18 protein-coding genes are annotated in these 23694 nt (G+C 60.6%); 11 read left to right on the plus strand and 7 right to left on the minus strand.

Going from position 1 to position 23694, the window contains the following annotated elements; genetic code table 11:
* Positions 1–6 precede the first annotated feature (6 nt).
* Both HDE75_RS16125 and HDE75_RS16130 read left to right on the plus strand, forming a co-directional pair.
* A complete protein-coding gene (locus HDE75_RS16125; RefSeq protein WP_183676740.1) occupies positions 7–930 on the plus strand; it encodes an SAM hydrolase/SAM-dependent halogenase family protein in 924 nt (307 codons plus the stop codon).
* A 200-nt stretch (positions 931–1130) separates the two neighbouring features.
* On the plus strand, positions 1131–1466 hold the full coding sequence (locus HDE75_RS16130; protein WP_183676739.1) for a hypothetical protein: 336 nt from the start codon (positions 1131–1133) through the stop codon (positions 1464–1466).
* Between the two features lie 83 nt (positions 1467–1549).
* On the opposite strand, the gene HDE75_RS16135 is transcribed toward HDE75_RS16130, so the two are convergent.
* From HDE75_RS16135 to HDE75_RS16165, 7 genes are all read right to left on the minus strand, one after another.
* Positions 1550–4630 carry an efflux RND transporter permease subunit gene (locus HDE75_RS16135; protein ID WP_183676738.1) on the minus strand — a complete coding sequence of 1027 codons (3081 nt, stop codon included), beginning with the start codon at positions 4628–4630 and terminating at the stop codon, positions 1550–1552.
* A 9-nt stretch (positions 4631–4639) separates the two neighbouring features.
* A complete protein-coding gene (locus tag HDE75_RS16140) occupies positions 4640–5803 on the minus strand; it encodes an efflux RND transporter periplasmic adaptor subunit (protein ID WP_183676737.1) in 1164 nt (387 codons plus the stop codon).
* Positions 5804–5860: 57 nt separating this feature from the next.
* Positions 5861–7417 carry an efflux transporter outer membrane subunit gene (locus HDE75_RS16145; protein ID WP_183676736.1) on the minus strand — a complete coding sequence of 519 codons (1557 nt, stop codon included), beginning with the start codon at positions 7415–7417 and terminating at the stop codon, positions 5861–5863.
* A 264-nt stretch (positions 7418–7681) separates the two neighbouring features.
* The gene (locus tag HDE75_RS16150; protein ID WP_183676735.1) at positions 7682–10903 is read right to left on the minus strand and encodes an efflux RND transporter permease subunit; all 3222 of its coding nucleotides are present in this window, start codon (positions 10901–10903) and stop codon (positions 7682–7684) included.
* A 3-nt stretch (positions 10904–10906) separates the two neighbouring features.
* Complete coding sequence (locus tag HDE75_RS16155; RefSeq protein ID WP_183676734.1) at positions 10907–12061, minus strand: efflux RND transporter periplasmic adaptor subunit; 1155 nt, start codon at positions 12059–12061, stop codon at positions 10907–10909.
* A 240-nt stretch (positions 12062–12301) separates the two neighbouring features.
* Positions 12302–12727: a divergent PAP2 family protein gene (locus tag HDE75_RS16160; RefSeq protein WP_183676733.1), complete on the minus strand. Its 426-nt coding sequence runs from the start codon at positions 12725–12727 to the stop codon at positions 12302–12304.
* A gap of 93 nt (positions 12728–12820) precedes the next feature.
* Positions 12821–14359 (minus strand): hypothetical protein, encoded by a 1539-nt coding sequence (locus HDE75_RS16165; RefSeq protein WP_183676732.1) that lies wholly within the window; start codon positions 14357–14359, stop codon positions 12821–12823.
* 397 nt (positions 14360–14756) lie between these two features.
* On the opposite strand from HDE75_RS16165, the gene HDE75_RS16170 reads away from it, so the two are divergent.
* The 9 genes from HDE75_RS16170 to HDE75_RS16210 all read left to right on the plus strand — a co-directional run bounded on the left by HDE75_RS16170 (position 14757) and on the right by HDE75_RS16210 (position 23684).
* Positions 14757–15842 carry a DUF475 domain-containing protein gene (locus HDE75_RS16170; RefSeq protein ID WP_183676731.1) on the plus strand — a complete coding sequence of 362 codons (1086 nt, stop codon included), beginning with the start codon at positions 14757–14759 and terminating at the stop codon, positions 15840–15842.
* Positions 15843–15953: 111 nt separating this feature from the next.
* Positions 15954–16529: a TerD family protein gene (locus HDE75_RS16175; RefSeq protein WP_183676730.1), complete on the plus strand. Its 576-nt coding sequence runs from the start codon at positions 15954–15956 to the stop codon at positions 16527–16529.
* A 136-nt stretch (positions 16530–16665) separates the two neighbouring features.
* Complete coding sequence (locus HDE75_RS16180) at positions 16666–17376, plus strand: TIGR00266 family protein (RefSeq protein ID WP_183676729.1); 711 nt, start codon at positions 16666–16668, stop codon at positions 17374–17376.
* A gap of 84 nt (positions 17377–17460) precedes the next feature.
* Positions 17461–18498, plus strand: a complete 1038-nt coding sequence (locus HDE75_RS16185) for an ATP-grasp domain-containing protein (RefSeq protein ID WP_183676728.1) — start codon at positions 17461–17463, stop codon at positions 18496–18498.
* Complete coding sequence (locus tag HDE75_RS16190) at positions 18495–19652, plus strand: phosphoribosyltransferase domain-containing protein (RefSeq protein WP_183676727.1); 1158 nt, start codon at positions 18495–18497, stop codon at positions 19650–19652. Before HDE75_RS16185 ends, HDE75_RS16190 begins: the two co-directional genes overlap by 4 nt.
* On the plus strand, positions 19630–20382 hold the full coding sequence (locus HDE75_RS16195) for an HAD family hydrolase (protein WP_183676726.1): 753 nt from the start codon (positions 19630–19632) through the stop codon (positions 20380–20382). Before HDE75_RS16190 ends, HDE75_RS16195 begins: the two co-directional genes overlap by 23 nt.
* Positions 20379–21479 carry a cysteine protease StiP family protein gene (locus HDE75_RS16200; RefSeq protein WP_183676725.1) on the plus strand — a complete coding sequence of 367 codons (1101 nt, stop codon included), beginning with the start codon at positions 20379–20381 and terminating at the stop codon, positions 21477–21479. Before HDE75_RS16195 ends, HDE75_RS16200 begins: the two co-directional genes overlap by 4 nt.
* Positions 21472–22452 (plus strand): HpcH/HpaI aldolase/citrate lyase family protein, encoded by a 981-nt coding sequence (locus HDE75_RS16205; RefSeq protein ID WP_183676724.1) that lies wholly within the window; start codon positions 21472–21474, stop codon positions 22450–22452. The genes HDE75_RS16200 and HDE75_RS16205 overlap by 8 nt, the downstream gene beginning before the upstream one ends.
* Positions 22449–23684, plus strand: a complete 1236-nt coding sequence (locus tag HDE75_RS16210) for a TerD family protein (protein WP_183676723.1) — start codon at positions 22449–22451, stop codon at positions 23682–23684. Before HDE75_RS16205 ends, HDE75_RS16210 begins: the two co-directional genes overlap by 4 nt.
* Positions 23685–23694: the final 10 nt, after the last annotated feature.

Consider the following 23694-nt stretch of genomic DNA (forward strand, 5'->3'; position numbering starts at 1 on the left):
AAAATCATGCTTCGCAAACATCTCTCCCAACTCGTCGCTGGCGTCTGCCTGAGCGCTGTCATGCTGTCCGCCGCCCAGGCAGCGTCGCCACTGGTGCTGATGACGGACTTCGGCACGGCCGATGGCGCCGTCTCGGCCATGCACGGCGTAGCCTATGGCGTGGACCCGAACCTGAATGTATCGGACCTGACGCACCAGATTCCCGACTACGATATCTGGCTGGGCGCCTACCGTTTGTATCAGACCGCCAATTACTGGCCGCAAGGCACGGTGTTCGTGTCCGTGATCGATCCTGGCGTAGGCACCAACCGCAAGTCGGTGGTGCTGAAAACCAAGGGCGGCCGTTATTTCGTCGGCCCGGACAATGGCTTGTTTACCCTGATTGCTGAGCGCGATGGCGTGGCCGAGCTGCGTGAAATCGATGAAAAGGTCAACCGCCTGGCCGGTTCCGGCGAGTCCTACACCTTCCACGGCCGCGATGTGTACGCCTACGTGGGCGCGCGCCTGGCCTCGGGCACCATCAGCTACGAGCAAGTCGGCCCCGTGCTGCCCAGCGAATCGGTGGTGAAGATTGCTTACCAGCACGCCGTGCGCGACGGCAATACCATCCGCGGCATCGTGCCCGTGCTGGACGTGAAGTATGGCAATGTCTGGACCAATATCCCGAAGGCTCTGCTCGATGAATTACAGGTCAAACTGCATGACCCGCTGCAAGTGCGTATCTTGCACAAAGGTAAGCAGGTGGCCAAGGTCACGGCGCCGTTCGAACATACGTTTGGCGGCGTCGCCAAGGGCAAGCCGCTGGTCTACCTGAACAGCCTGCTGGACGTGGCCGTCGCCATCAGCCAGGGAGACTTTGCCGCCAAGCACCATATCGAATCGGGCGTGGATTGGGAAGTGGAAGTGAGCAAGGTTCCCGCCACCAAATAAGCATTGCAGCGTTGGAGCACGATGGCCAGGCGAACCCACGTCATGGCCGCTTCATTTCCATTCTTCTGCGCTAGCGCAAACGTCTGCCCTGCACCGATTGGTAAATCCGGTGAACCTGTGGCCGTCTCCCCACTCTAATTTTTACAAGCGATGCCAGCCTTGTGGCAGCTACCCAGCTTTTCAACGAGAAAGGAATAATCATGACGGCCCCACTCCTTACCACCAGCAGGCTAGTCCTCGGCACCGCCATCGCATGTGCGCTGCTGGGTGGCTGCAACAAGCACAACGACGCCAATACGGCCCCGGCCGCCACGCCGGCTACCACGCCAGGCTCGGGCAACAGCGGCACCTCGGGCACGAACGGCACGTCCACGCCAGACAACACACCGCCTGCCACTCCATCGACGACGCCAGGCGCCACACCCGGCACCACCAATCCCGACGGCACGACTATGCCGCCAACCACGCCACCGAACAATAACAGCACACCGGGAACAGGAACAGGGACGACGACGCCACCACCCAGCGGCAGTTAGCCACTACGGCGCGTGACAGATGTAGCGTTACTGAGAATAGAAAAGAGCCTTCCGAAGAAGGCTCTTTTCCTGAGTATGCCCCATCAATGCGTGGGCAACTCCTTCACTTCCTGCGGATCATCCTTGCCCGGCGCCGGCGCCTTGATCGCCTGGTGGTCGGCTGCCAGGAACAGATACATGGCCGGCACGACGAACAGGGTAAACAAGGTGCCGATGGACAGGCCCGTAAAGATCACCAGCCCCATCGCGTGGCGGCCCGCAGCCCCCGCGCCCGAGGCGATCACCAGCGGCAGCACGCCAAACACCATGGCTGCTGTCGTCATCAGGATAGGACGCAGACGCACGGCAGCGGCTGCTTCCACCGCTTCGCGCTTGTTCATGCCTGTCTTTTGCAGCTGGTTCGCCACTTCCACGATCAGGATACCGTGCTTGCTGATCAGCCCCATCAGGGTCACCAGCCCCACCTCCGTGTAAATATTGATGGAAGCAAAACCCAGGAAGATGAACATGGTGGCGCCAAACAGGGCCAGCGGCACGGAAACCAGAATCACCACAGGGTCGCGGAAACTTTCAAACTGCGCCGCCAGCGCCAGGAAGACGATCACCACCGCAAACAGCATGGTCACGACGAAGCCGCCCGATTCCTGCACGAACTGGCGCGACTGCCCGGAATAATCGACCGTATAGCCGCTGGGCGCCACTTCAGCCAGGGTGTCGCGCATGAAACCCAGCACCTCGCCTTGTGAGGAACCGGACACGCCCGACAGGGTGACGGAATTTAATTGCTGGAAGCGGTTGATCGACTCGGGCACCACGTCGTACTTGATATGGGCCACGGTGCTGGCCGGTATCATGCTGCCGTCCGGTGTCTTGATGTAAAAGTTCAAGACCTCGGATGGATTCAGCCGGTCCGTCTGCAGCACTTGCGGGATCACCTTGTAAGAGCGGCCCGCGATGGAAAAGTAATTGACATAGCCGCCGCCCAGCGCCGCCCCCAGGGCCGAGCCGACATCTTGCTGCGTCATGCCCAGCGCGGCCACGTTGTCGCGGTCGACCACTACGGTCGCTTGCGGCTTGTCGACTTTCAGGTCGGTGTCGATGAAATAAAACTTACCGGAAGAGCGAGCCTTGTCGAGCACCTGCTGCGCGATGGTATTGAGGTTTTCAAACGGCTCGGTGGTGGTGATCACGAATTGCACGGGCAAGCCCGAGGAACCTGGCAAGGCGGGGAACTGAAAGGCGGCCACGCGTGCACCGGCGATCTTGTTCCAGCCCGCCTGCAAGTCTTGCTGTATTTCCTTGGCGCTGCGCGTGCGCTCGTCCCAGGGCTTGGTCAGCATGCCGCCTATGCCGGCATTGACGGTCGGCACGCCCGTGATCTGGAACATCTGGCTGTATTCAGGCATGGACTTGGCCACCTTGTAGACCTGGTCGGCATACACTTGCATCTGGTCCGAGGTTGCCGTGGGGTCGCCCACCACTTGCGACAGCACCACGCCCTGGTCTTCCTCGGGCGCAAGTTCGGACTGCGACATCTTGAACATCAGCCCCAGTATCAGCATCAGGATCACCGCCATCACGACCAGCACCGGCCAGGTGTCGAGCAGCGAATGCAGGATGCGCTGGTAGCGGTGGTGCACTTTCTCAAACACGCGGTCGATCGCCTGCACGAAGCGGCCCGTGTCCTGTTCCGGCTTGAAGAAGCGCGAACACATCATCGGCGACAGGGTCAGCGCCACGATGCCCGAGACGGCCACGGCGCCGGCCAGGGTAAACGCGAATTCCGTGAACAGCGCCCCCGTCAGCCCGCCCTGAAAGCCGATCGGTACATACACGGCGATCAGCACCACCGTCATCGCCAGGATGGGGCTGCCCAGTTCGCGCGCGGCCAGCAAGGAGGCATCGAGCGGCGACTTGCCCTCCTTCATGTGGCGGTCGACGTTTTCCACCACGATGATGGCGTCGTCGACCACCAGGCCGATGGCCAGCACGATGGCCAGCAAGGTCAGCAGATTGATGGAGTAGCCGAAGGCCAGCATGATGGAAAAAGTGCCGATCAAGGACAGCGGCATGGCGATCACGGGCACGATCACGGCGCGGAAACTACCGAGGAACAGGTAAATCACGATGGTGACGATGAGCAGCGCTTCGACCAGGGTCTTGATGACTTCGGTAATCGAGGTGTTGATGAACACCGTGGAGTCATACACGATTTCGCCCGTCAGGCCCGCTGGCAGCTGCGACTGGAGTTCCGGAAAACTGCTGCGCACGCGCTTGGCGACGTCGAGGATATTGGCTTCCGGCGCCACCTTGATGCCGATAAAGACGGAACGCACGCCGCTGAAAGCGACGTTGAAATCATAGTTTTCCGAGCCCAGCACCACGGTAGCCAGGTCTTCCAGGCGCACGATGGAGTCGCCGCTGCGCTTGACCACCAGCTTCTTGAATTCTTCCACCGAATGCAAATCGGTGCCGGCCGTCAGAGGGATGGTCACCATCTGGCCCTTGCTCGACCCCAGCGCCGCCAGGTAGTTATTATTGCCCAGCGCCGTGCTGACATCGGCCGCCGTCACGCCGAAGGCCGCCATCTTCGATGAATCGAGCCAGGCGCGCAGGGCGAACAGGCGCGCACCCAGCAGTTCGGCAGTCTGCACGCCCGAGATGGAATCGAGCTTGGGCTTGACCACGCGGCTCAGGAAGTCGGTGACGTTATTGGTCGGCAGGGTCTTGCTGTAAAAACCCAGATACATGGCGTCCGTGGTCTGGCCCGTCTGCACCGTCAGCACGGGCGCTTGCGCCTGCACCGGTAACTGGTTCTTTACGGAACTGACCTGGGTATTGATTTCCGTCAGCGCCCGGTTGGCGTCGTAGTTCAGGCGCAAGGTGGCCGTGATGGTCGATACGCCACTGCTGGACGAGGACGACAGGTAATCGATACCCTGCGCCTGCGCGATGGCCGATTCCAGCGGCTGGGTGATAAAGCCCGCCACCGTCTGCGCATCGGCGCCGTAATAGGTAGTCGAAATCGTCACCACCGCGTTCTGCGTCTTGGGATACTGGTTGATGGGCAGGCTGAACAAAGAGCGCAAGCCCAGCACCACCAGCAGCATGCTCACCACCATCGCCAGCACGGGCCGGCGGATAAAGATATCGGTGAAGTTCATGGCGGCGCCTTATTGTTCCTGCGGCGTGGGCCGCGGATTGTTGAGCGGCTGGACCACGTTGCTGATCACCACGGGGCTACCATTCTTGAGCTTGATCTGGCCGCTGGTGACGACTTGCTGGCCTTCGGTCAAGCCCGTCAGCACGGCCACCTGGTCGCCGCGCGTCTCGCCGGTGGTGACAAATACTTGCTGCACCACCAGGTCGCCCGCCTTCGGTGGTGGCGCGGCTGGCGCAGAGCTGGCCGTAGCCGGCTTGGGCGCCTGTGACGCTGCTTGCACCACGAACACGGTGGAACCGTAAGGGTTGTAGGTGATCGCCGTCTGCGGCAGGGTCAGATACAGTTTTTTATCGCCCACTTCCACATTCACATTGGCAAACATGCCCGGCAGCAATTGCCGCTTGGGATTGGCTACCGTGGCTTCCACCTGCACATTGCGCGTGGTGGGATCAACCTTGGAACTGATGGCGCTGACCTTGCCGGCAAAGACCACATTGGCATAGGCGTCGCTGGACAGGTTCAAGACCTGGCCCACTTGCAAGCCGCTCAGGTTCTTTTGCGGAATATAAAAATCGACGTAGATGGGATCGATGGTTTGCAGGGTCACGATCTTGTCGCCGGGATTGAGATACTGGCCCGGATTGACGGTGGTAATGCCCAGCTTGCCGGCAAACGGCGCGCGTATGGTTTTTTTCTGCACCAGCGCCGCTTGCTGGGCGGCCAGGGCCTGCTTGCTTTTCAGGTCGGCCAGGTCACTGTCGATCTGCGCCTGGCTGATGGCTTGCACGGCAAACTGTTGCCGGTCGCGCGCCAGCACGGAGGCGGCCAGTTCGGAGGCCGCTTCCAGTGCGCGCAGCTGGGCGATGTCGGCATCGGCGTTCAGTTGTACCAGCAATTGCCCGGCCGCCACATCCTGGCCAGACTTGAAGTTAATCGTGCGCACCAGGCCCGCAATTTCAGTCGTCACATCGACGCCGCGCACAGCCACCATGGTGCCCACCGATGATAAATGCGGTTGCCAATCGACTTTGCGCACGATGGTCGACGAGACGGTTTGCGGCCCCGGCTTGGGCGCGCTGGCCATCAGTTGGCGGATATGCAGGAAAAATCCCAGCGCCAGCAAGGCGACCAGCAACACTACCGCCCCCAGCATGATCAGCATGCGTTTAGTCATGGATACACTCCTTGTTATTCTTCGTCTTGTCGGGTTTTGCCGAACGGATAAGGATGATTAGTCTGCGCTGACCGTCACCGGCAACTGCGTGCTGGTACTGGCGGCGTCCAGCGCGGGCCGGTTCCACCAGCCGCCACCGAGCGCCTGGAACAGTGCAGCGCTATCGGCATAACGCGCCGCCTGCGCCTGTACCAGCCCTACCCTGGCTTGCTGATAGGTGCGCTGGGCGTCCAGCAAGGTCAGGTAGCTGATGGCGCCCAGCTTGAATTGCTGGGTATTCAAGTCCAGCGAGGCACGCGCCAGCGATTCCACCTCGGCCTGCTCTTTCAGCGCAGAAGCATCGCTGTCGAGCGCGCGCAGGCTATCGGCCACATTCTGGAAGGCGACCAGCACCGTGGAGCGGTAATCGGCGGCCGCCCCCTCATAGGCGGCGATGGCGGCGCGCCGCTTGGCGTTCAGGGCGCCGCCATTGAAGATGGGCTGGGCCAGCCCGGCGCCCAGGCCCCAGATGGCGGAACTGCTGCGCAGCAGCGAAGGGAAAGTTGTGGCTGTCGAACCGTAGCTGCCCGACAAGGTCAGCTGGGGATAGAGATTGGCCGTGGCCACGCCGATCTGCGCGCTGGCCTGGTGCAGCAAGGCTTCACTGGCGCGCACGTCGGGGCGCTGGCGTACCAGGTTCGATGGCAAGGAAACGGGTAAATCCTGTGGCAGTTGCAGCGAGGCAAGGTCGAACTGGGGCAAGCCTGATTCACTGGGCAACTGGCCCGCATACACGGACAACTGGTGGCGGGTCTGGGCCAGGGCCTTTTCCAGCGGCGGCACGGTGGCGCGCGTCTGCGCGACCGTATTTTGCTGTAACAACACCGTGCCGCGGCCTATCGCACCAAACTTGAATTGCTGCTCGATCACGTCCAGCTGTTTCTGCTGTGCATCGAGGATGTCCTGGGTGGCTTGCAACTGGGCGCGCAGCGAGGCTTCGCGTATGGCCGTCGTCACCAGGTTGGAAGTGAGGGTCAGGTAGGACGCTTCCAGTTGGTATTGCTGATAGTCAACTTGGGCCGCCAACCCCTCCAGCTGCCGCTTGTTGGCGCCAAACACGTCCAGGGTGTAGGACACATTGACCGAGGCATTGTATAAATTGAAGACACCACCCGTGCCCGTCAGGCGGCTGGTCTTTTCGCGGTTGAAGCCCAGCTGGGCATTCACGCTGGGATACAGCAGTTCGCCACTTTCGGCACGGTAATTTTCATTCGCCTGGCGCAGGGCCGCCTGGGCTGATGCCAGGCTGGGACTGCGCTTGAGGGCGTCGCGCACCAGCTGGTCCAGCGCCGGCGACTGGAATAGCGACCACCACTGGCCGGGAATGTCCTGGCCCGGCACGAAGCGCTGCGCCTGGCCGGCAGGGCCAGGCGCCGACGCGGTTTGTGGAGGTAGGGCGGTAGGCGTGTAGCTGTCGCCACCGTCCGGCGGCGCGGGAGGCTTGAAGTCGGGCCCCACGGCGCAGCCAGCCAGCAGGCTGGCCATGAACAAGGGAAAAAGGAAACGCAAGGGGCGTGGCGCGGCGCCACTCCTGACGCGCAAGCCGATACTGGACAGCCGGGTTCTGGGGACCATTATTCTTATCCGATACTTTGCATTACAACATCATGACAACGTTGAGGAGCTGCTGGGATACTGGACACGACTAAAACTGGACTGACTGAAACGGGACTTGCCTGGAGACGAGAGACTGGAGACCATACAACTGTGCTGGCCGAGTTTATTCTAGCATCAAATATCGCCTGCGCTCACACCATGATTAAAAAGTTCCTGGCATAAAAAAAGCCTTCCGAAGAAGGCTTTTTCTTGCATAAAACATATGCCGTGCTGAGGTTTACCTTACTTGTTCAGGCTGACCGGTGTGCCTGGTGGCGTACGGCCTTTCAGCAGGAACAGGACGCCTTTTTTCAGCATGCGGTAGACGAAACGCAACAGCAGCAAGGTCAGCACGCATTCGAGGAAGGTCAGGATCAACGCGAACGTGACATGCATGCGCTCGTGGCGCCAGTGGAACTTGGCAACGGCGCCGTCGCGTGCAATCTCGATGCTATCGTAGAAAGTCGGCACCACCAGCAAGGTCAGAATCGTCGACGTGATCGTGCCGCCGATGATGGCAATCGCCAGTGGACGGTAGAATTCGCCGCCCTCGCCCAGGCCCAGCGCGACCGGGAACATGCCGGCGATCAGCGCAAAGGTGGTCATCAGGATGGGGCGCAGACGCATGCGGCCTGCATACATCAGCGCATCTTCACGGCCATAACCTTCTTCTTCACGCTTGCGCGCCGCGTCCAGCAACAGGATGGCGTTCTTGGCCACCAGTCCCATCAGCATGATGATGCCGATAAAACTCATCAGGTTGATGGTATTGCCCGTCAAGACCAACGCCAGCATCACGCCGATCAAGCTCAGCGGCAAGGACATCATCACGCCCAGCGGCGCCGTGAAGGAATCGAACTGCATCACCAGGATCAGATACATCAGGCCGATCCCCATCACCAGCGCGATCAGCATTTCCGTGAACAGCTCCTGCTGATCCTGGCCGGCGCCACCCAGCGACAAGCCATAACCTGGCGGGAAATCCATCGAATTGGCCAGCTTCATGGCGTCCGACGTCACTTCGCCGTTCGAGCGGCCCTGGGCATTGGCCGACACGGTGATCGTGCGCTTGCCATTCTTGTGCTCGATACCGGATGGTCCCTTGCCCATGGTGATGGTGGCGATCTGATCCAGCGGCACCATTTGCGAAGTACCCGTCACGCTGATCGGCAGGCGCTCGATATTTTCGGACGCCACGCGGTCATCAGGATGCAAACGTACGGCCACGTCACGCGTCTCGCCGGTCGGATCGACCCAGTCGCCCACTTCCACGCCGGCAAACGCCACGCGCAAGGATTGCGCCGCATCGTTGACGGAAATACCCATGGAGTTGGCCAGGCCACGGTTCAGTTCAATCTTCAGCTCGTTTTTCGGATCTTGCTCGGACAGGCCCACGTCGACGGCGCCCGGCACCTGGCGCAGCTTGTCCATATAGGCGTTGGTGATTTCCATCAACTTGCGCGAATCCGGGCCCGTAAATTCCACCTGGATCGGTTTTTGCGAACCGTTGCTCAAGTCATCCTGCACCACGTATTCGGCGCCCACCAGGCGCGACATTTTCTCGCGCAGTTCGACCGCGATTTCCTTGGCCGAACGTTTGCGGGTATTGCGCTTGCCGATATCGACATACACGCGCCCGCCGCTGACATTGATGGAGCTATTGGTTTCCTTGGTTTCAGGCAAGGTACGCGCCAGGGCCGCCGCCGCTTCCAGTTTCAAGCGCGAATACTCGATGCTGCTCGACGAAGGCGTACGCACATTGATCATCAGGTTGCCCGAATCCGACGCCGGCAAGAAGCTGGTGCCGCCGTGATTGATATGCACATACACGGCGCCCACCAGGCTGCCGACGGCGATCAGGGCCATCGAGCGGCGGTGATGCAAGGCCCACGCAATCACATTGCCATAGCGGTCGGCCTGATGGTCGAACCAGTTGTTGAAACGCTCCAGCACCCGGCTCAAGCCTTTTTTCGGCGCCGTATGGTGGTCGGCCGGGTCGCCCCAGTAAGCCGACAGCAGCGGATCGAGCGTGAAGGAAATGCCCAGACTGACCAGTACCGAACAGGTTACCGTCAGGGCGAATGGGCGGAACCACTCACCGGAAATGCCGGGCATGAAGGCCACCGGAATAAACACGGCGATGATGGAGAAGGTGGTGGCGGCCACGGCCAGGCCGATCTCGGCCGTGCCTTCCAGCGCCGCCGTGCGGCGGTCCTTGCCCATCTGCATGTGGCGCACGATGTTTTCCCGCACCACGATGGCGTCATCGATCAGCACGCCAATCGCCAGCGACAAGCCCAGCAAGGTCATGAAGTTCAGCGTAAAGCCGCACAGCCAGACGGCGATAAAGGCCGCGATCACGGACGTCGGCAAGCTCAGTGCCGTGATCAGGGTCGACCGCCAGGAATTCAGGAAGGCGTACACCACGAAAATGGTCAGCACGGCGCCCAGCACCAGCGATTCGATCACATTGTTCAAGCTATGCTGCGCGTTTTCGCCGCCATCGCGCGTCACTTCCAGGGACGTGCCTTTGGGCAAGGTCTTGTTGATTTCCTTCACCATGTCGCGGATCTTGTTGGCCACGCTGACGGTGCTGGCGTCACGCACGCGGGTGATCGAGATACCCACGTTCGGCTTGCCGCTGCGGATGCTCATGCTGTTGACTTCGGCAAAGCCATCCTGGATGGTCGCCACCTGCGCCAGGCGCACGATTTCCTCGCCGCGGCGCTTGACCACCACTTGTTCGAAGTCGGCAGGCGACTCGATGCGGCCCACCAGGCGGATGCTTTTCTCATCCATGGTGCCGCGTACCTTGCCGACTGGCGCATTGGTATTCTGGTTGCGCAAGGCGTTGACTACGTCGCTGACCGACACATTGTATTCACGCAACTTTTCAGCGCGCAACAAGACCGATAACTCACGTTTCAGCGAACCGCCCACATTGACCAGCGCCACGCCATCGACGGCGCGGAAACGGTCTGACAACACGTCTTCAGCCAGGCGCGAAATTTCCGCATGGCTTTGCGTATCCGACGACAGCGCCAGCTGCATGATGGGGTCGGCGGCTGGATCGATGCGCTGCAGTATCGGCTCGCGCATTTCCAGCGGCAACTTGTAGCGCACGGCGGCAATCGAGTTGCGGATATCATCGGACGCTTCGATCAAGTTGGTCTTGAACGAAAACTTCAGGAAGATGGTGGCCGAACCTTCGTCGGCGCTGCTATTGATTTCCGTGACGCCGGAAATGCTTTGCAAGGACTTTTCCAGGCGGTTGACCACTTCGCGCTCGACCGTGTCGGGCGAGGCGCCTGGATAGGGAATGCTGACCACGATGAACGGGACTTCCACATCGGGATTCTGGTTGACGCGCAATTTCTTGAGCGCCAGCAAACCGACGCACATCATCGCCAGAATCAGGACGATGGTGGCGGTCGGCCGTTTGATACTGAAATCGGAAAGAAACATGGCTTAGTTTCCTTTAGCAGCTGCAGGCACGTCGGTGCTGGCCATGGCGGCCGGCGCTGCCTTGACGGGCACCAGATCCACTTTCTGTCCATCCTTGAAGGTCGAACCTGGCGTGCGCAGCACCTTGTCGCCACTGGCCAGGCCATTGGTCACTTCCCATTGGCCAGTGCGCACGTCGCGCGCACCGATGCGCAAGGTAGTCTTGCGCAAAGCCTTGTCCTTGACGGTCCAGGTGTAAGTCTGGTCGCCCGCCTTCACCAGGGCTGACTCCGGTATCATCAGGGCGCTGACGCTTTCGGCTTCGATGCGGCCTTCCGCATACAGGCCGGCCACGCGCGGCTGTTCCTTGCCCGTGAAATCGACCAGCACGGCAACCTGGCGGGTCACGGCATTGGCGGCCGGATCGACACGGCGCACCTTGCCCGTAAAATCCAAGCCAGGATAACCATTGATGCGGAACAAGACGGTCTGCCCCACCTTGACGACGCCGATCTTGTCGGCCGATACCAGGCCTTCCAGGCGCATGCTGGTAGGATCGATCACCTTGATCAATTCCTTGCCGATTTGCGCCGTATCGCCATTCGATACCTTGCGCTCGCTGACGATACCGTCAAACGGCGCGCGCACCAGGGTGCGCTGCAATTGCTGGCGCGCCTGGGCAGCGCGGCTCTTCGCGGCCGACAGGTCGCTCTGGGCATTGTTGCGGCGAATTTCCGCGTCTTCCTGAGCCTGCGTCGAGGTCATGCCCGAAGCGCGCAGGGTTTTCATGCGCTCGAACATGCGCTGCGCCTGCTCCAATGTCTGGGTTGCGGCACGGGTCGCTTCATCGGCCGAATTGAGGCTGTCGCGGATGGCCGTCTCGTCCAGGCGCACCAGCACGTCGCCACGCTTGACGGCTTCGCCATTTTCCTTCATGACCTGCACCACCACGGCCGACACTTCGGCGCGCAGGTCGGCATTGCGCTCTGGCTGCACGGAACCGGTAATCACCGGGCCGGACGAAAGCGCGTTGCTTTGTATGGTCAGCACATCTTCCGGAGAGATCAGCAGGTTGCTGGCAACAGTGGCAGCGTTGCCCTTGCCGGGGTCTTTGGACTCCTTGCCACAAGCGGTCAAGGCAGCGGCGATTGCCACAACTAACAGGGTTTTGCGCAACATGGATATTTCTCCGAAATGATAGTACCGCCTACCTGGCTGACAACTTTTTGAATTGCGGCTGGGCATACGGGCGTTATTTTTATTAAAACTACAAGCCGCAGAGTATCCATGAGTGCCTCTGGCAGTGTCAATCGGCGGCTTCCTGTAATGCCTGATTCCGGGGATGAAACGTAGTTTTTACGCCCTGAAACGCAAAACCCCGCCTTGCGGCGGGGTTTTCAGATGAGGGGAAAGTTCTGCTTATCGGCCGAACACCGCATTCACCAGGAAGCCGATCGCTACGCCCGTGCACAGGCCGCCGGCAATTTCCACCAGGGTATGGCCCATGCGTTCGCGCAGCCAGGTGTGCGCAGGGCTGGCCGTTTCCTTGGCCACGCGGTTGATGGCGGCGGCTTGCTTTCCCACGTGCTGGCGCAGGCTGTTGGCGTCGATGATGACGATGAAGGCCAGCGTGACGGCCACGCCGAAGGCAGGATTGCCTATGCCTTCGCGCAAGGCGATCAGGGTCGCCATGCTCGATACGACGGCGCTATGGTTGCTGGGAAAGCCGCCATTGCCGACCAGGCCAAACGCCCATTGGCGCGTGCGGGCGCTGTTGATCAGGAATTTGATCGGTCCGACCAGGATCCAGGTGATCAGGGGAGTGACGAGGTAAGCGATGTCCATGCGGTATTCCTTGTGCAATATAAGTAAGAAAAACAATCCGCCATTATCGCAGATCCCCTACCGCCATAGACAGAAGGCCGTTGGCCACAGCCATCACTGTTTCATCAGCCATAGTTTAAAGTCGGCAACAAAATCACTTTCGCTGACACCAAAGCTAGTCTTAAACGCCAGCTGATGATTCTGGCCCGCATGGCCGCTCAGGCGGTAATAATTGGCCAGCTCCGAAAAGAAAGACTCGCCGCTGACTGCCTTCAGATACATCATCATCAAGGTCGCCATTTCATAATTGCCGCGATGCTCTTTCATCATCTTCAGCCAGTCGGGCCCGGTTCCTGCATTGACCAGGTCTTCCGGCGTCAAGCCCGTCCTATTGCCTGTCCGCCACCATTTAAGGGAAGTCTGGCGCCAGGCATAAGCGCGCTCCGGCTCGCTGCCATCGAACAGCATCTGTTCCGAAAACAGGTATTCGATCAGCTTGGCCGGCCCTTCCATCATCCAGTGCGGCGGGCGAAAGGCTGACTTGCCTTCGGCCAGCTGGTACTGGATCTGGTGTGTCAACTCGTGCATGGTGGTGCGCACGGCCCGCTCATTGAGTTTATTCAGATTGCCCTTGCTATCGAACTTGATGGCGATCTGCCCGCGCCGGTTCGACATGCCACCGCTCACTTCGCTCTCCACTTCGGCAACCTCAGCCTTGGTGTGCATATCCTGCGCCAGCACCTGCTGATAGTCTTGCGGGCCTGCGGCCAGATAGACCGTAACGTCATGCTCAAGCTGGACATGCCACAAATCGTGCACCAGCTCATCGAAGCGCAGCGTAGCCTGGCGCACCAGTGGCAAGGAATTTTGCTCGATGCTGGCGGCAAAAGCGTCCTGGACATAACCGCCCATGCGCACATGGATGTGCGGGCTGACATCGCCCACAGCCTGGGCATAACCTGGCTGCAGCGCACGCGTATCCCGTTGGCGTTGTTCCAGGCCAGCCAATTCGTGTTCGCTGATGCCAAAGCAGTTGCTGAATGCGGCCGGCTGATTAAAATCGCTGCGCGCGCTGGCCAGCAGATAAGACTTCACTGCCTGGTGAAAGCCATCCCCCAGGCGCTGGCGCAAGATGGCCATGGCGATCCGGCTTTTGGGCGAAGGACGGGCCACTACGCGGGCCATGCTGCCGGCAGGCGCCGGCTGGTGCTGCGCCACCTTGCCCATATCCCAGACGGGAATCTCGGCTTCCAGTTCCGGCGCCGGCGGCAAATGCAAGGCGCACAGCGCATCCTGGGCCAGGGTATCGGCCAGCGCCGACAATAACCAAGGCGGCAAGCGATCCAGATTGCCTGCGCTCAAACGCTCGAAGGCCTGGTACATCAGCACCCGCGATGGATACAACAAGGCACGTTCACGCAGTTCCGCTTCGCTCAAGCCCGCTTCAAGCACGATGCGCGCAGCGGGCGCATCGACCCTGTCGGTGGGCGAAGCGGCGATCACCCACTGCCGCAGCGGGCCCGGATCAATCTCATAGTGATCGCGCAATAATGCGGATGCCGAAGCCAGGACTGCCTGGGTACGCGAAGGCCAGTCGCGCGCGACTGCCTGCGACCAGCGGTCCTGGCCCGCCACCACCTGTACTGTAGTCATGGGGGCTGCCATTAATGGCGCAGACAAGGCAAGCAGGGACAGCAAGGGAAACACATAGCTGGCGCAGCGCGTCGGTGCAGAAAAGAAAGGGAACATGGAATGATGGCTATGTTTTTAGTGTAAAGGTCCCGGGGCGGGATCAGCGTCTCGTTATTGACCAGATATCACAATACAGGAGTAACCGCGCGCATATTCTACGCGAGGGTCTTCATGCTGCAAGTCCTGTCATCTTCTTTTACAAACACACGCGTCCACCCAACAATTCGCCAATGGCGAGTTAACTAATATAAAATCCCCCGCGTTATAGACAACAATTCCAATGTATTAATGCGGCTATCGCTATCCATAGGGCCGATAGCGCATTCATAAGAACAATTTCTTTCAACGGGGTTAATCCATGCAGCATTTCAGGCTTTCCTTTATCGTCACCTTCCTCCTGATGGCCGTCGCCGGCTGGTGGGGTTATAGCCATGGCGGTGTGCCTGGCTTGCTGCAAGCGCTGTGGATCACGGGCGTGCTGGGCATCATGGAAGTATCGCTGTCATTCGACAATGCCGTGGTAAATGCCTCGGTGCTGCGCCACTGGAATGAATTCTGGCAAAAGCTGTTCCTCACGGTCGGTATCCTGGTGGCCGTGTTCGGCATGCGCCTGCTGTTCCCGCTGGTAATCGTGTCGGTCGCCACCGGCGAAGGCTTGCTTGCCGTATGGACCATGGCCACCACCACGCCCGACATCTATGCGCAGCACCTGACCAACAACCACGCACAAGTCGCAGCCTTCGGCGGCGCTTTCCTGCTGCTGGTATTTCTGAACTTCCTGTTCGATGATGAAAAAGAACTGCACTGGCTGGGCTGGGCCGAGGAAAAAGTCAACGCCCTGGGCACCGAAAGCCTGGCCGTGCTGATCACCATGGGCGCCGTCGCCGCCTGCGTTTCCATGGGGCCAGAGGCTCAAAAGTACAGCGTGCTGGCTTCGGGCTTGGTCGGCATCGCCGTATATATCGGCGTGAACTGGATCAGCGGCCTGCTGGAAGAAAATGAACCGGATTTGCAAGATGAAGACGACGAAGAAAATGCAGCACCTGCCAAAAGCGGCAATGGCGATTTGATCAAGACAGTGGCGCGCGGCAGCATCGGCGGCTTCCTCTACCTGGAAGTGCTGGACGCCTCCTTCAGCTTCGACGGCGTGATCGGCGCGTTTGCCATTACCAATGATGTCGTCATCATCATGCTGGGCCTGGCCATCGGCGCCATGTTCGTGCGTTCGATGACAGTTTTCCTGGTACATAAAGGCACGCTGGACGAATTCGTCTACCTGGAACATGGCGCCCATTACGCGATCGGCATACTCGCGTTGATCATGTTCGCCTCCGTCAAGTACCATATACCGGAATGGTTCACGGGCCTGTCCGGTGTGGCCTTCATCCTGGTGTCGCTGTGGTCTTCACTGCGCCATCGAAAACAACAGGCTGCATTAGCTTGAAATCGGGGCAACTGTCCCCATGTAGGAAAGTAATGGCTGGAGTAATAAAAACACTCCGCCATGCTGGTAAAGAAACACCACTTTTAAGTCTTAACTAAAAAGGAGCACGACATGGCAATCAGTTTGCAAAAAGGCGGCAACGTCAACCTGAGCAAGGAAGCACCGAATCTGCGCAAGATCATCATCGGCCTGGGCTGGGATCCGCGTTCGACCGACGGCGCCACCTTCGACCTTGACGGCAGCGCCTTCCTCCTGAAAAGCGACGGCAAGGTCCGTGGCGACTCCGACTTCATCTTCTACAACAACCTGAAATCGACCGACGGTTCCATCGTCCACACGGGCGACAACCAGACCGGCGAAGGCGAAGGCGACGATGAGCGTATCGAAATCGACCTGTCGCGCGTGCCAGCCGACATCGACCGCATCAGCATCACCGTCACCATCCACGACGCCGACGCGCGCCGCCAGAATTTCGGCATGGTCTCGAAGGCCTACATCCGCTGCCTGAACGCGGAAGGCGAACGCGAGATCGCCCGCTACGACCTGTCCGAAGACAGCTCGACCGAAACGGCGATGATCTTTGGCGAAATCTACCGCTACAGCGGCGAATGGAAATTCAAGGCGATCGGCCAGGGTTTCAACGGCGGCCTGGGCCCCCTCGCCCGCTCGTTTGGCGTGAATGCTTAAAAGTCACGCTCATTAAACCTACTGCGCTACTCAACCCGACATTGAGCTTGCTCGCTACGGTTTTCTGAGGTGACTTGCGCTAGTATCTATACCGCCGCCTGCACAGAGTTCAGGCGGCTTTTTTTTGGAGATTACCATGCCAGTATTTAGTGTCACGGGTGACGTCGATCCCTTTTTGCACGTCAGCCTGAAACAGGGCGAGACCATTTATTGCGAATCGGATGCGATGGTGATGATGGAAACGGCGCTTGACCTGAAGGGCAAGATGACCGGTGGCCTGGGCAGCGCCATCATGCGCCGCTTTGCCAATGGCGAATCGTTCTTCCAGCAGCATATCGAAGCGGTGCGCGGCAACGGCGATTGCCTGCTCTCGCCTACCCTGCCCGGCGCCATCGAAGTGGTCGACGTGGGCGCGCGCCAGTATCTGCTCAATGATGGCGCGTTTGTCGCCGCCACTTCGGGCACGGAAATGAAGGTGCGCACGCAAAGCCTGGGCAATGCTTTGTTCGCCCAATCGGGCGGCTTCTTCGTGATGGAAACCTCGGGCACGGGCCAGGTCGTGGTATCGGGCTTCGGCTCCATGTTCCAGCTCGACGTCGAGCCGGGCAAGGATGTCGTGATCGACAATTCCCACGTGGTGTGCTGGGACAGCACCCTGAAATATGAAGTTTCCGTCACCACCAGCGGCTCGGGCGGCATCGGCGGCTTCCTCGGCAATATCGTCAACAGCGTGACCAGCGGCGAAGGCATCGTGCTGCGCTTTTCCGGCTCGGGCAAAGTCTACGTCTGCTCGCGCAACCGCGACGCCTTTTTGAAATGGACGGCGTCGGGCGGCAAAGCCAGCTAAACCTGCCACCGCTGCGATCACCTCCTCCTTCCGCGCACAGACATGCTGTGCGCGGCTTTTCTCTTTTCACCCGGTTTCCCGTACATGCACAGAGTCTGGTTCAACAAAACGTTTTCCTCGGTCGCCACGGCCATGCGGCTGATACGCGAGGCTGACCTGCTTGCGACGAATGGCAAGCCCCGCTATCACCTCGTTTGCAGCAATACCAATGCGCATGCAGCCGCCTTCCTGGAAGCCCACGAATACGCCGTCGAACCAGCCGGCCTGACGGGTGTAGCCTATGTGGAATGGTGTCTGGACTTTTGCCGCACGCGCGAGATCACGATTTTCTGGCCTGGCAAGGAAGCGGGACGCATCGCCAGCGCCAGCGCGCGCTTTGCCGCGATCGGCGTGCGTCTGCTCAGCGTCGCCAGCGAAGAAGTGCTGGCCCTGATGCATGACAAGGCACGCTTTTGCGACGGCCTCGATTTACCGATGGCGCGCCCGGCCGACTACCGCGCCGTGAACACCATCGCCGAATACGACGCCGCCTACGCCGAGCTGCGCCCGCTGCACCGCACCCTGTGCATCAAGCCATCCGAATCCGTGTATGGCCTGGGTTTTGCCGTGCTCGATGAAGTACGCTCCAGCGCCCAGCTGCTGCTGGCTGGCGCCGCCTACCAGATCAATGCGCAAGAACTGCGCAGCGGCCTGGCGCAAATGCAAACCTTCAAAACCTTGCTGCTGATGGAATACCTTGACGGCCATGAATACAGTGCCGACTGCGTGGCCGATCAGGGCCGCCTGGTATGCGCCATCCCGCGCAAGAAACTGCATGCGGCAGGCAGTGGCCAGCTGATAGAACTGCGGAAAGATTTGCTGGCAGCCTGTACAAAACTGGCGCGCGACTATCAGCTGAACGGCGTGTTCAATATCCAGTTCCGCGAGGGGGCAAACGGCCTGGCGCTGCTGGAAATCAATCCGCGCATGTCGGGCGGCATCGGCATGGCTTGCGCCGCCGGCCCCAACCTGCCCTACCTGGCGCTGGCCGGTTTCGACCAGGGCTATGACAAGCTCACCGTGCCGCCCGTGCGCGAGGGCATGCGCGTGGCCGAGACGGCGCACGCCGTGGAGCTGCCATGAATATCGTCAAAAAACAGATGCCCACGGGCGAACTGACCTTGAAAGTGGACGATGCGCGCTTTCCGCTGGACTGGCTGGTCGGCTTTGCCGCGCGCGCCAACGCCAAGCGCGGTTTCCTGTTTCTGTCCAAGGTGCTGGGCAAACACTGGCCCGTCACGCCACGCGCCATGGAAGCCATCCACGACGACCTGGCGGCGCAGATTCCACCGAGCCTGCCGGGCCCCGTGGTCTTTATCGCCATGGCCGAAACGGCCGTGGGCCTGGGCCAGGGCGTGTTCGAAGCGTGGTTGCGCGCTAACCCCACGGGTAAGGCCTTGTTTTTGCACAGCTCGCGCTATCGGGTCGGCAGCGTACCCTTCTTTGAATTCGAGGAATCGCACAGCCACGCGCCGCGCCAGTTCCTGCACCTGTCGGACGCCGCCAGCCTGCTGTTTTCCACCGCGCGCAGCCTGGTGCTGATCGACGATGAAGCATCGACCGGCAACACCTTCGCCAACCTGGTGACAGTGTGCCGCGCGCGCTATCCGCAACTGGAAAAACTGCACCTGGGCGTGATCACCAATTTCATGGGCAAGGATGCCAACGCGGGACTGAGCGAACGCTTCGGCCTGCCCACCAGCATAGGCGCCGCCTTGTCGGGCCAGTATGCGTTCCAGGTGGGCGCCGTGCCTGCGCCATCGGCCGCACCGGCGCAACGCTTCGAAGCGGAACAGGAACGGGGCGCCAGCCCTGCCTTTGGACGCATCGGCGTGGGCCGCGCCTTGACACCGCCACAGGGCCTGGCCGTGCAACTGGCGCAGGAAATCGCCACCGGCGACACGGTACTGGTGCTGGGCACGGGCGAATTCATGCACCCCTCGTTCTTGCTGGCGCGCGAACTCGAAGCGCTGGGCAAGAGCGTGGTGGTGCAATCGACCACGCGCTCCCCTATTTTGTCGTGGGGTTCCGTCGGCTATATCGTATCGTGCGACGACAATTACGGCGAAGGCATCGCCAACTATCTGTACAACGTCGCACCGGGCCAGTACCAGCACGTCTTGATCTGCCATGAAACGCCGGCCAGCCCGGCCCTCATGCAACTCGCCGGCCAATTGAACGGCCGCCTGTTCCACTTTCAGTCAGAGACCAAAATTGAAGAAATTCCTGTTTGTTGACCTGGACGATACCCTGTTCCAGACGCCAAAAAAATGCGTGGGTGAAGTCGATTTGCAGCCGGCTGCCTACCTGAAAAACGGCGATGCCTGCTCGTTTACCACAGCGCGCCAGCGCGCCTTCTTTGAATTTGCCCAAAGCGGCATGACCCTGATCCCCGCCACGGCACGCAATGGCGACGCGTTTCGCCGGGTCGACCTGCCATTCACCAGCTACAGCGTGCTCGATTACGGCGGCATCGTGCTGCAGCCGGGTGGCGCGCTCGATGCGGGCTGGCTGGCACTGATGCAGGAAGACATGCAGACGGCCTTGCCGGGCCTGACAGAGGCCATGCGCATCATCGACGACTTCCAGGCCAAGGCAGGGTTGCCTTCGCGCGCACGTCTGATCGAAGACTATGGCACACCGTTCTACATCGTCGTCAAGGACCACGAGGCGCGTGGCGAACGGCTGGCCGAAATTGAACAGCAAGTGCTGCAGGAGTGGATCGCCACAGATGGCAAGGATTACTTTATCCACCGTAACGGCAACAACCTGGCCGTGCTGCCCAAAACTCTAAACAAGGCGCGCGCCGTCGCTTACCTGCGGGCAGAACTGGAAGCAGAACACGGTCCCATTTTGAGCTTTGGCATGGGCGACAGCCGCTCGGACGCCCGCTTCATGGCCGAATGCGATTACGCCATCGTTCCCAATGGCACGCAGCTGGCTGCACTCACGGTGGCGGCGCTATGACAACCTTGCATTTCAGCGGCAGCTACCGCCAGGATGACGTGGAATTTTTGCTCACGCCGATGGCGCTGGAACCGATCCTGGACCTGGCCGAAAAAGAGCGGCTGATCCAGTCGGGCCAGCGCCATTACAGCGAAATGCTGTCGCCAGAGTCCCTGCCCTCGCCCGCCTACCTGGCCCTGTTCCAGAGCGCATTTGCCGCCAACCGATTGCAGATGGCGCGCGACTGCCTGCGCCTGGCCGCCCTGATCGCGGCACGCCGCAGCGGCCCCGTCACGCTGGTGTCGCTGGCGCGCGCGGGTACGCCCGTGGGCGTGATTCTGGGTCACGTATTGCGCCAGGTATTCCAGCGCGAGTGTTGCCATTATTCGGTTTCCATCATCCGCGACCGCGGCATCGACGCCAACGCCATCCAACACATACTGGCGCAGGGCCACGCGCCGGAAGCTATCGTGTTTGTCGATGGCTGGACTGGCAAGGGCGTGATTTCGCGCGAACTGCGCCAGGCCGTGCACGACTACAATGCGCAGCACGGCACGGCAATCGACGGCGGCCTGTTCGTCCTGTCCGACCTGGCCGGCACAGCTACCTGCGCCGCCTCGTCCAGCGACTATCTGATACCGTCGAGCATACTGAACGCCACCGTGTCAGGCCTGGTCAGCCGCTCGGTGCTCAATGCGCAAATCGGCGCAGATGACTTCCATGGCTGCGTTTATTACGAACAGTTCGAAGCGCACGACCAGTCGCGCGCCTTCGCCGATGGCCTGGTGGCCGATGCCCTGGCGCTGGCCGCAAGCGATGGCGTACCGCCGGCAAAAGCAGTCGATAGCGACGCCATGGCAGCCCGCTCGCAAGCCTATATGGCGCAGGCGCAGCGCGACTACGGCGTCGAAGACATTAACCTGATCAAGCCCGGCATCGGCGAAGCGACGCGCGTGCTGCTGCGCCGCGTGCCCGAGCGCCTGATCGTGCGCGACACCACAGCGCCGGACGTGGCGCATTTGCTGCTGCTGGCACAGGAAAAAAACATCCCCGTCAGCGTAGAACCGGCGCTGCCTTACCAGGCCGTCGCCCTGATCAGGAGTGCCGTCGATGGATAACAGCATCCACCCGCAAAATGAACACAAGGCAGCGCTGGGCGCCTCCATGTATGTGCCGACCACGCATAAGGATTTGCTGGCGATCGCCAACGGCGACAAACTCGGTCATCTGCGCTCGGTGATCTTTTGCACGGAAGACGCCATCGCCGAACGCGATCTGAGCTACGCGCTGTTCAACCTGTCGCTGGCGCTGCAAAATATGCGCGACGAGTCCGATACCCTGCGCTTCGTGCGCGTGCGTAACGTGGAAGTGCTGGCGCGCGTGCTGGGCATGCCCGGTGCGGATAAACTGAGTGGCTTCGTGCTGCCCAAATCCACGCGCCACAACTTTGCCGCCTATTTCGAGCTGGTACGCCACACACATCATTCGCTGATGCCGACCCTGGAAACGGTGGAAGTGTTCGATGACGAAGAAATGAAGCTGTTCAGGATGGCGCTATCCGCACCCGAGGTGCGCCGCCGCATCCTGGCGCTGCGCATCGGCGGCAACGACTTGCTGGCCTTGCTGGGACTGCGCCGCCCCACCACCGGCACGATTTACCAGACGCCGCTAGGCCAGGTGATCGGCCGCCTCGTGACTATCTTCAAGCCGCACGGCTTTCAATTGACGGCGCCCGTCTTCGAACACTTGTCGCAAGGCCAGTGGCTGGACGCCGAGGTGGCGCAGGATATGGCGCACGGCATGATCGCCAAGACCGCGATCCACCCGGAGCAGGTGCCGCAGATCGAGCGCCATTACCAGGTCTCGCAATCGGATATCGAACTGGCGCTGCGCATCATCGACCCGGACAGCCCGGCCGTCTTCCGCATGCAGGATGCGATGTGCGAAGTGGCGACCCATAGCAGCTGGGCCCTGCGCATCATCGAACAGGCGAGGTTGTTCGGTATTCGCCATACCGACGATGGCGTAAGCGCGCCATCCCAGCAAGTTAATCATCAACTCACCAGCGACGAAGGGACTACACGATCATGACCAATTTCACACGCGGACAAAAAGGCAAACTGGCTGACCTGGGCTTGAACGGCCCCTTCGCCGTCACGCTCGACATCGTTTCCGGCTCGATGGAAGTCGATGTCAGCTGCTTCGGCGTCGATGCCAGTGGCAAGCTGTCGGACGACCGCTACATGGTCTTCTACAACCAGAAAAGTTCGCCCGACAACGCCGTGACGGTCGCCTTGAACGGCCCCCGTTCCGTATTCCAGATCGACCTGGCCCGCCTGCCCGCCTCGATCGACAAGCTGGTCTTCACTGCCGCCACAGAACAGGGCAGCATGCGCGCACTGGGCGCGTCCAGCCTGGTGCTGGGCTCAAACGCCACCTTCGCGTTTGCAGGACAGGACTTCCAGGACGAGAAAGCCGTCATCATCGCTGAACTGTACCGCCGCGACGGCAGCTGGCGTTTCGGCGCCGTGGGCCAGGGTTTTGCAGGCGGCCTGGCAGCGTTGCTGAAACACTTCGGCGGCAGCGAAGCTAGCCAAGCTACGCCGGCCCCTGCACCGATCCCGGTGCCAGCGGCGCCGCCCGCCAATAAAATCTCGCTATCGAAAATTCGCCTGGAAAAACGCGGCGACAAGATCTCGCTCGACAAACGCGACAGCGGCGGCTATGGCCGTATTCGCGTCAACCTGAACTGGAACCAGAATACGCCGCAAAACCCGGCCGCCACCGGCAGCCAGAGTACGGGCTTCCTGGGCAAGCTGTTCGCCAAGCCGGCCGAAACGGCCGGTGGCATCGACCTCGATATCGGCTGCCTGTTCGAAATGACGAATGGCGCCAAGAGTGCCGTGCAGGCGCTGGGCAATAGCTGGGGCGCCTTCGACCGTCCGCCGTACATCCACCTGGAAGGCGACGACCGCACGGGTAGCGCCAGCGACGGCGAAAACATCTTCATCAACGGTACGCATTTCGACCAGATCAAGCGCGTGCTCGTGTATGCCTTCATCTACGAGGGCGTGCCCAACTGGGCAGCCACCGATGGCGTGGTAACGATAGAAATCCCTGGCCAGCCCACGGTGGAAGTGCGGCTGGACAGCCATAGCCAGCACGCCATGTGCGCCATCGCCATGCTGGAAAACCACGGCGGCAATCTGCAGGTGACGAAATTGGTGGAATACTTCGGCGGCCAAGGTAAAATCACTGCGCATCAGGCGATGGACGAACGTTACCAGTTCGGCCTGAACTGGAAAGCCGGCAGAAAAGACTAATTTTAAGAGA

Origin of the sequence: Janthinobacterium silvisoli, from assembly GCF_014200725.1 — a bacterium.
Taxonomy (GTDB): domain Bacteria; phylum Pseudomonadota; class Gammaproteobacteria; order Burkholderiales; family Burkholderiaceae_D; genus Janthinobacterium.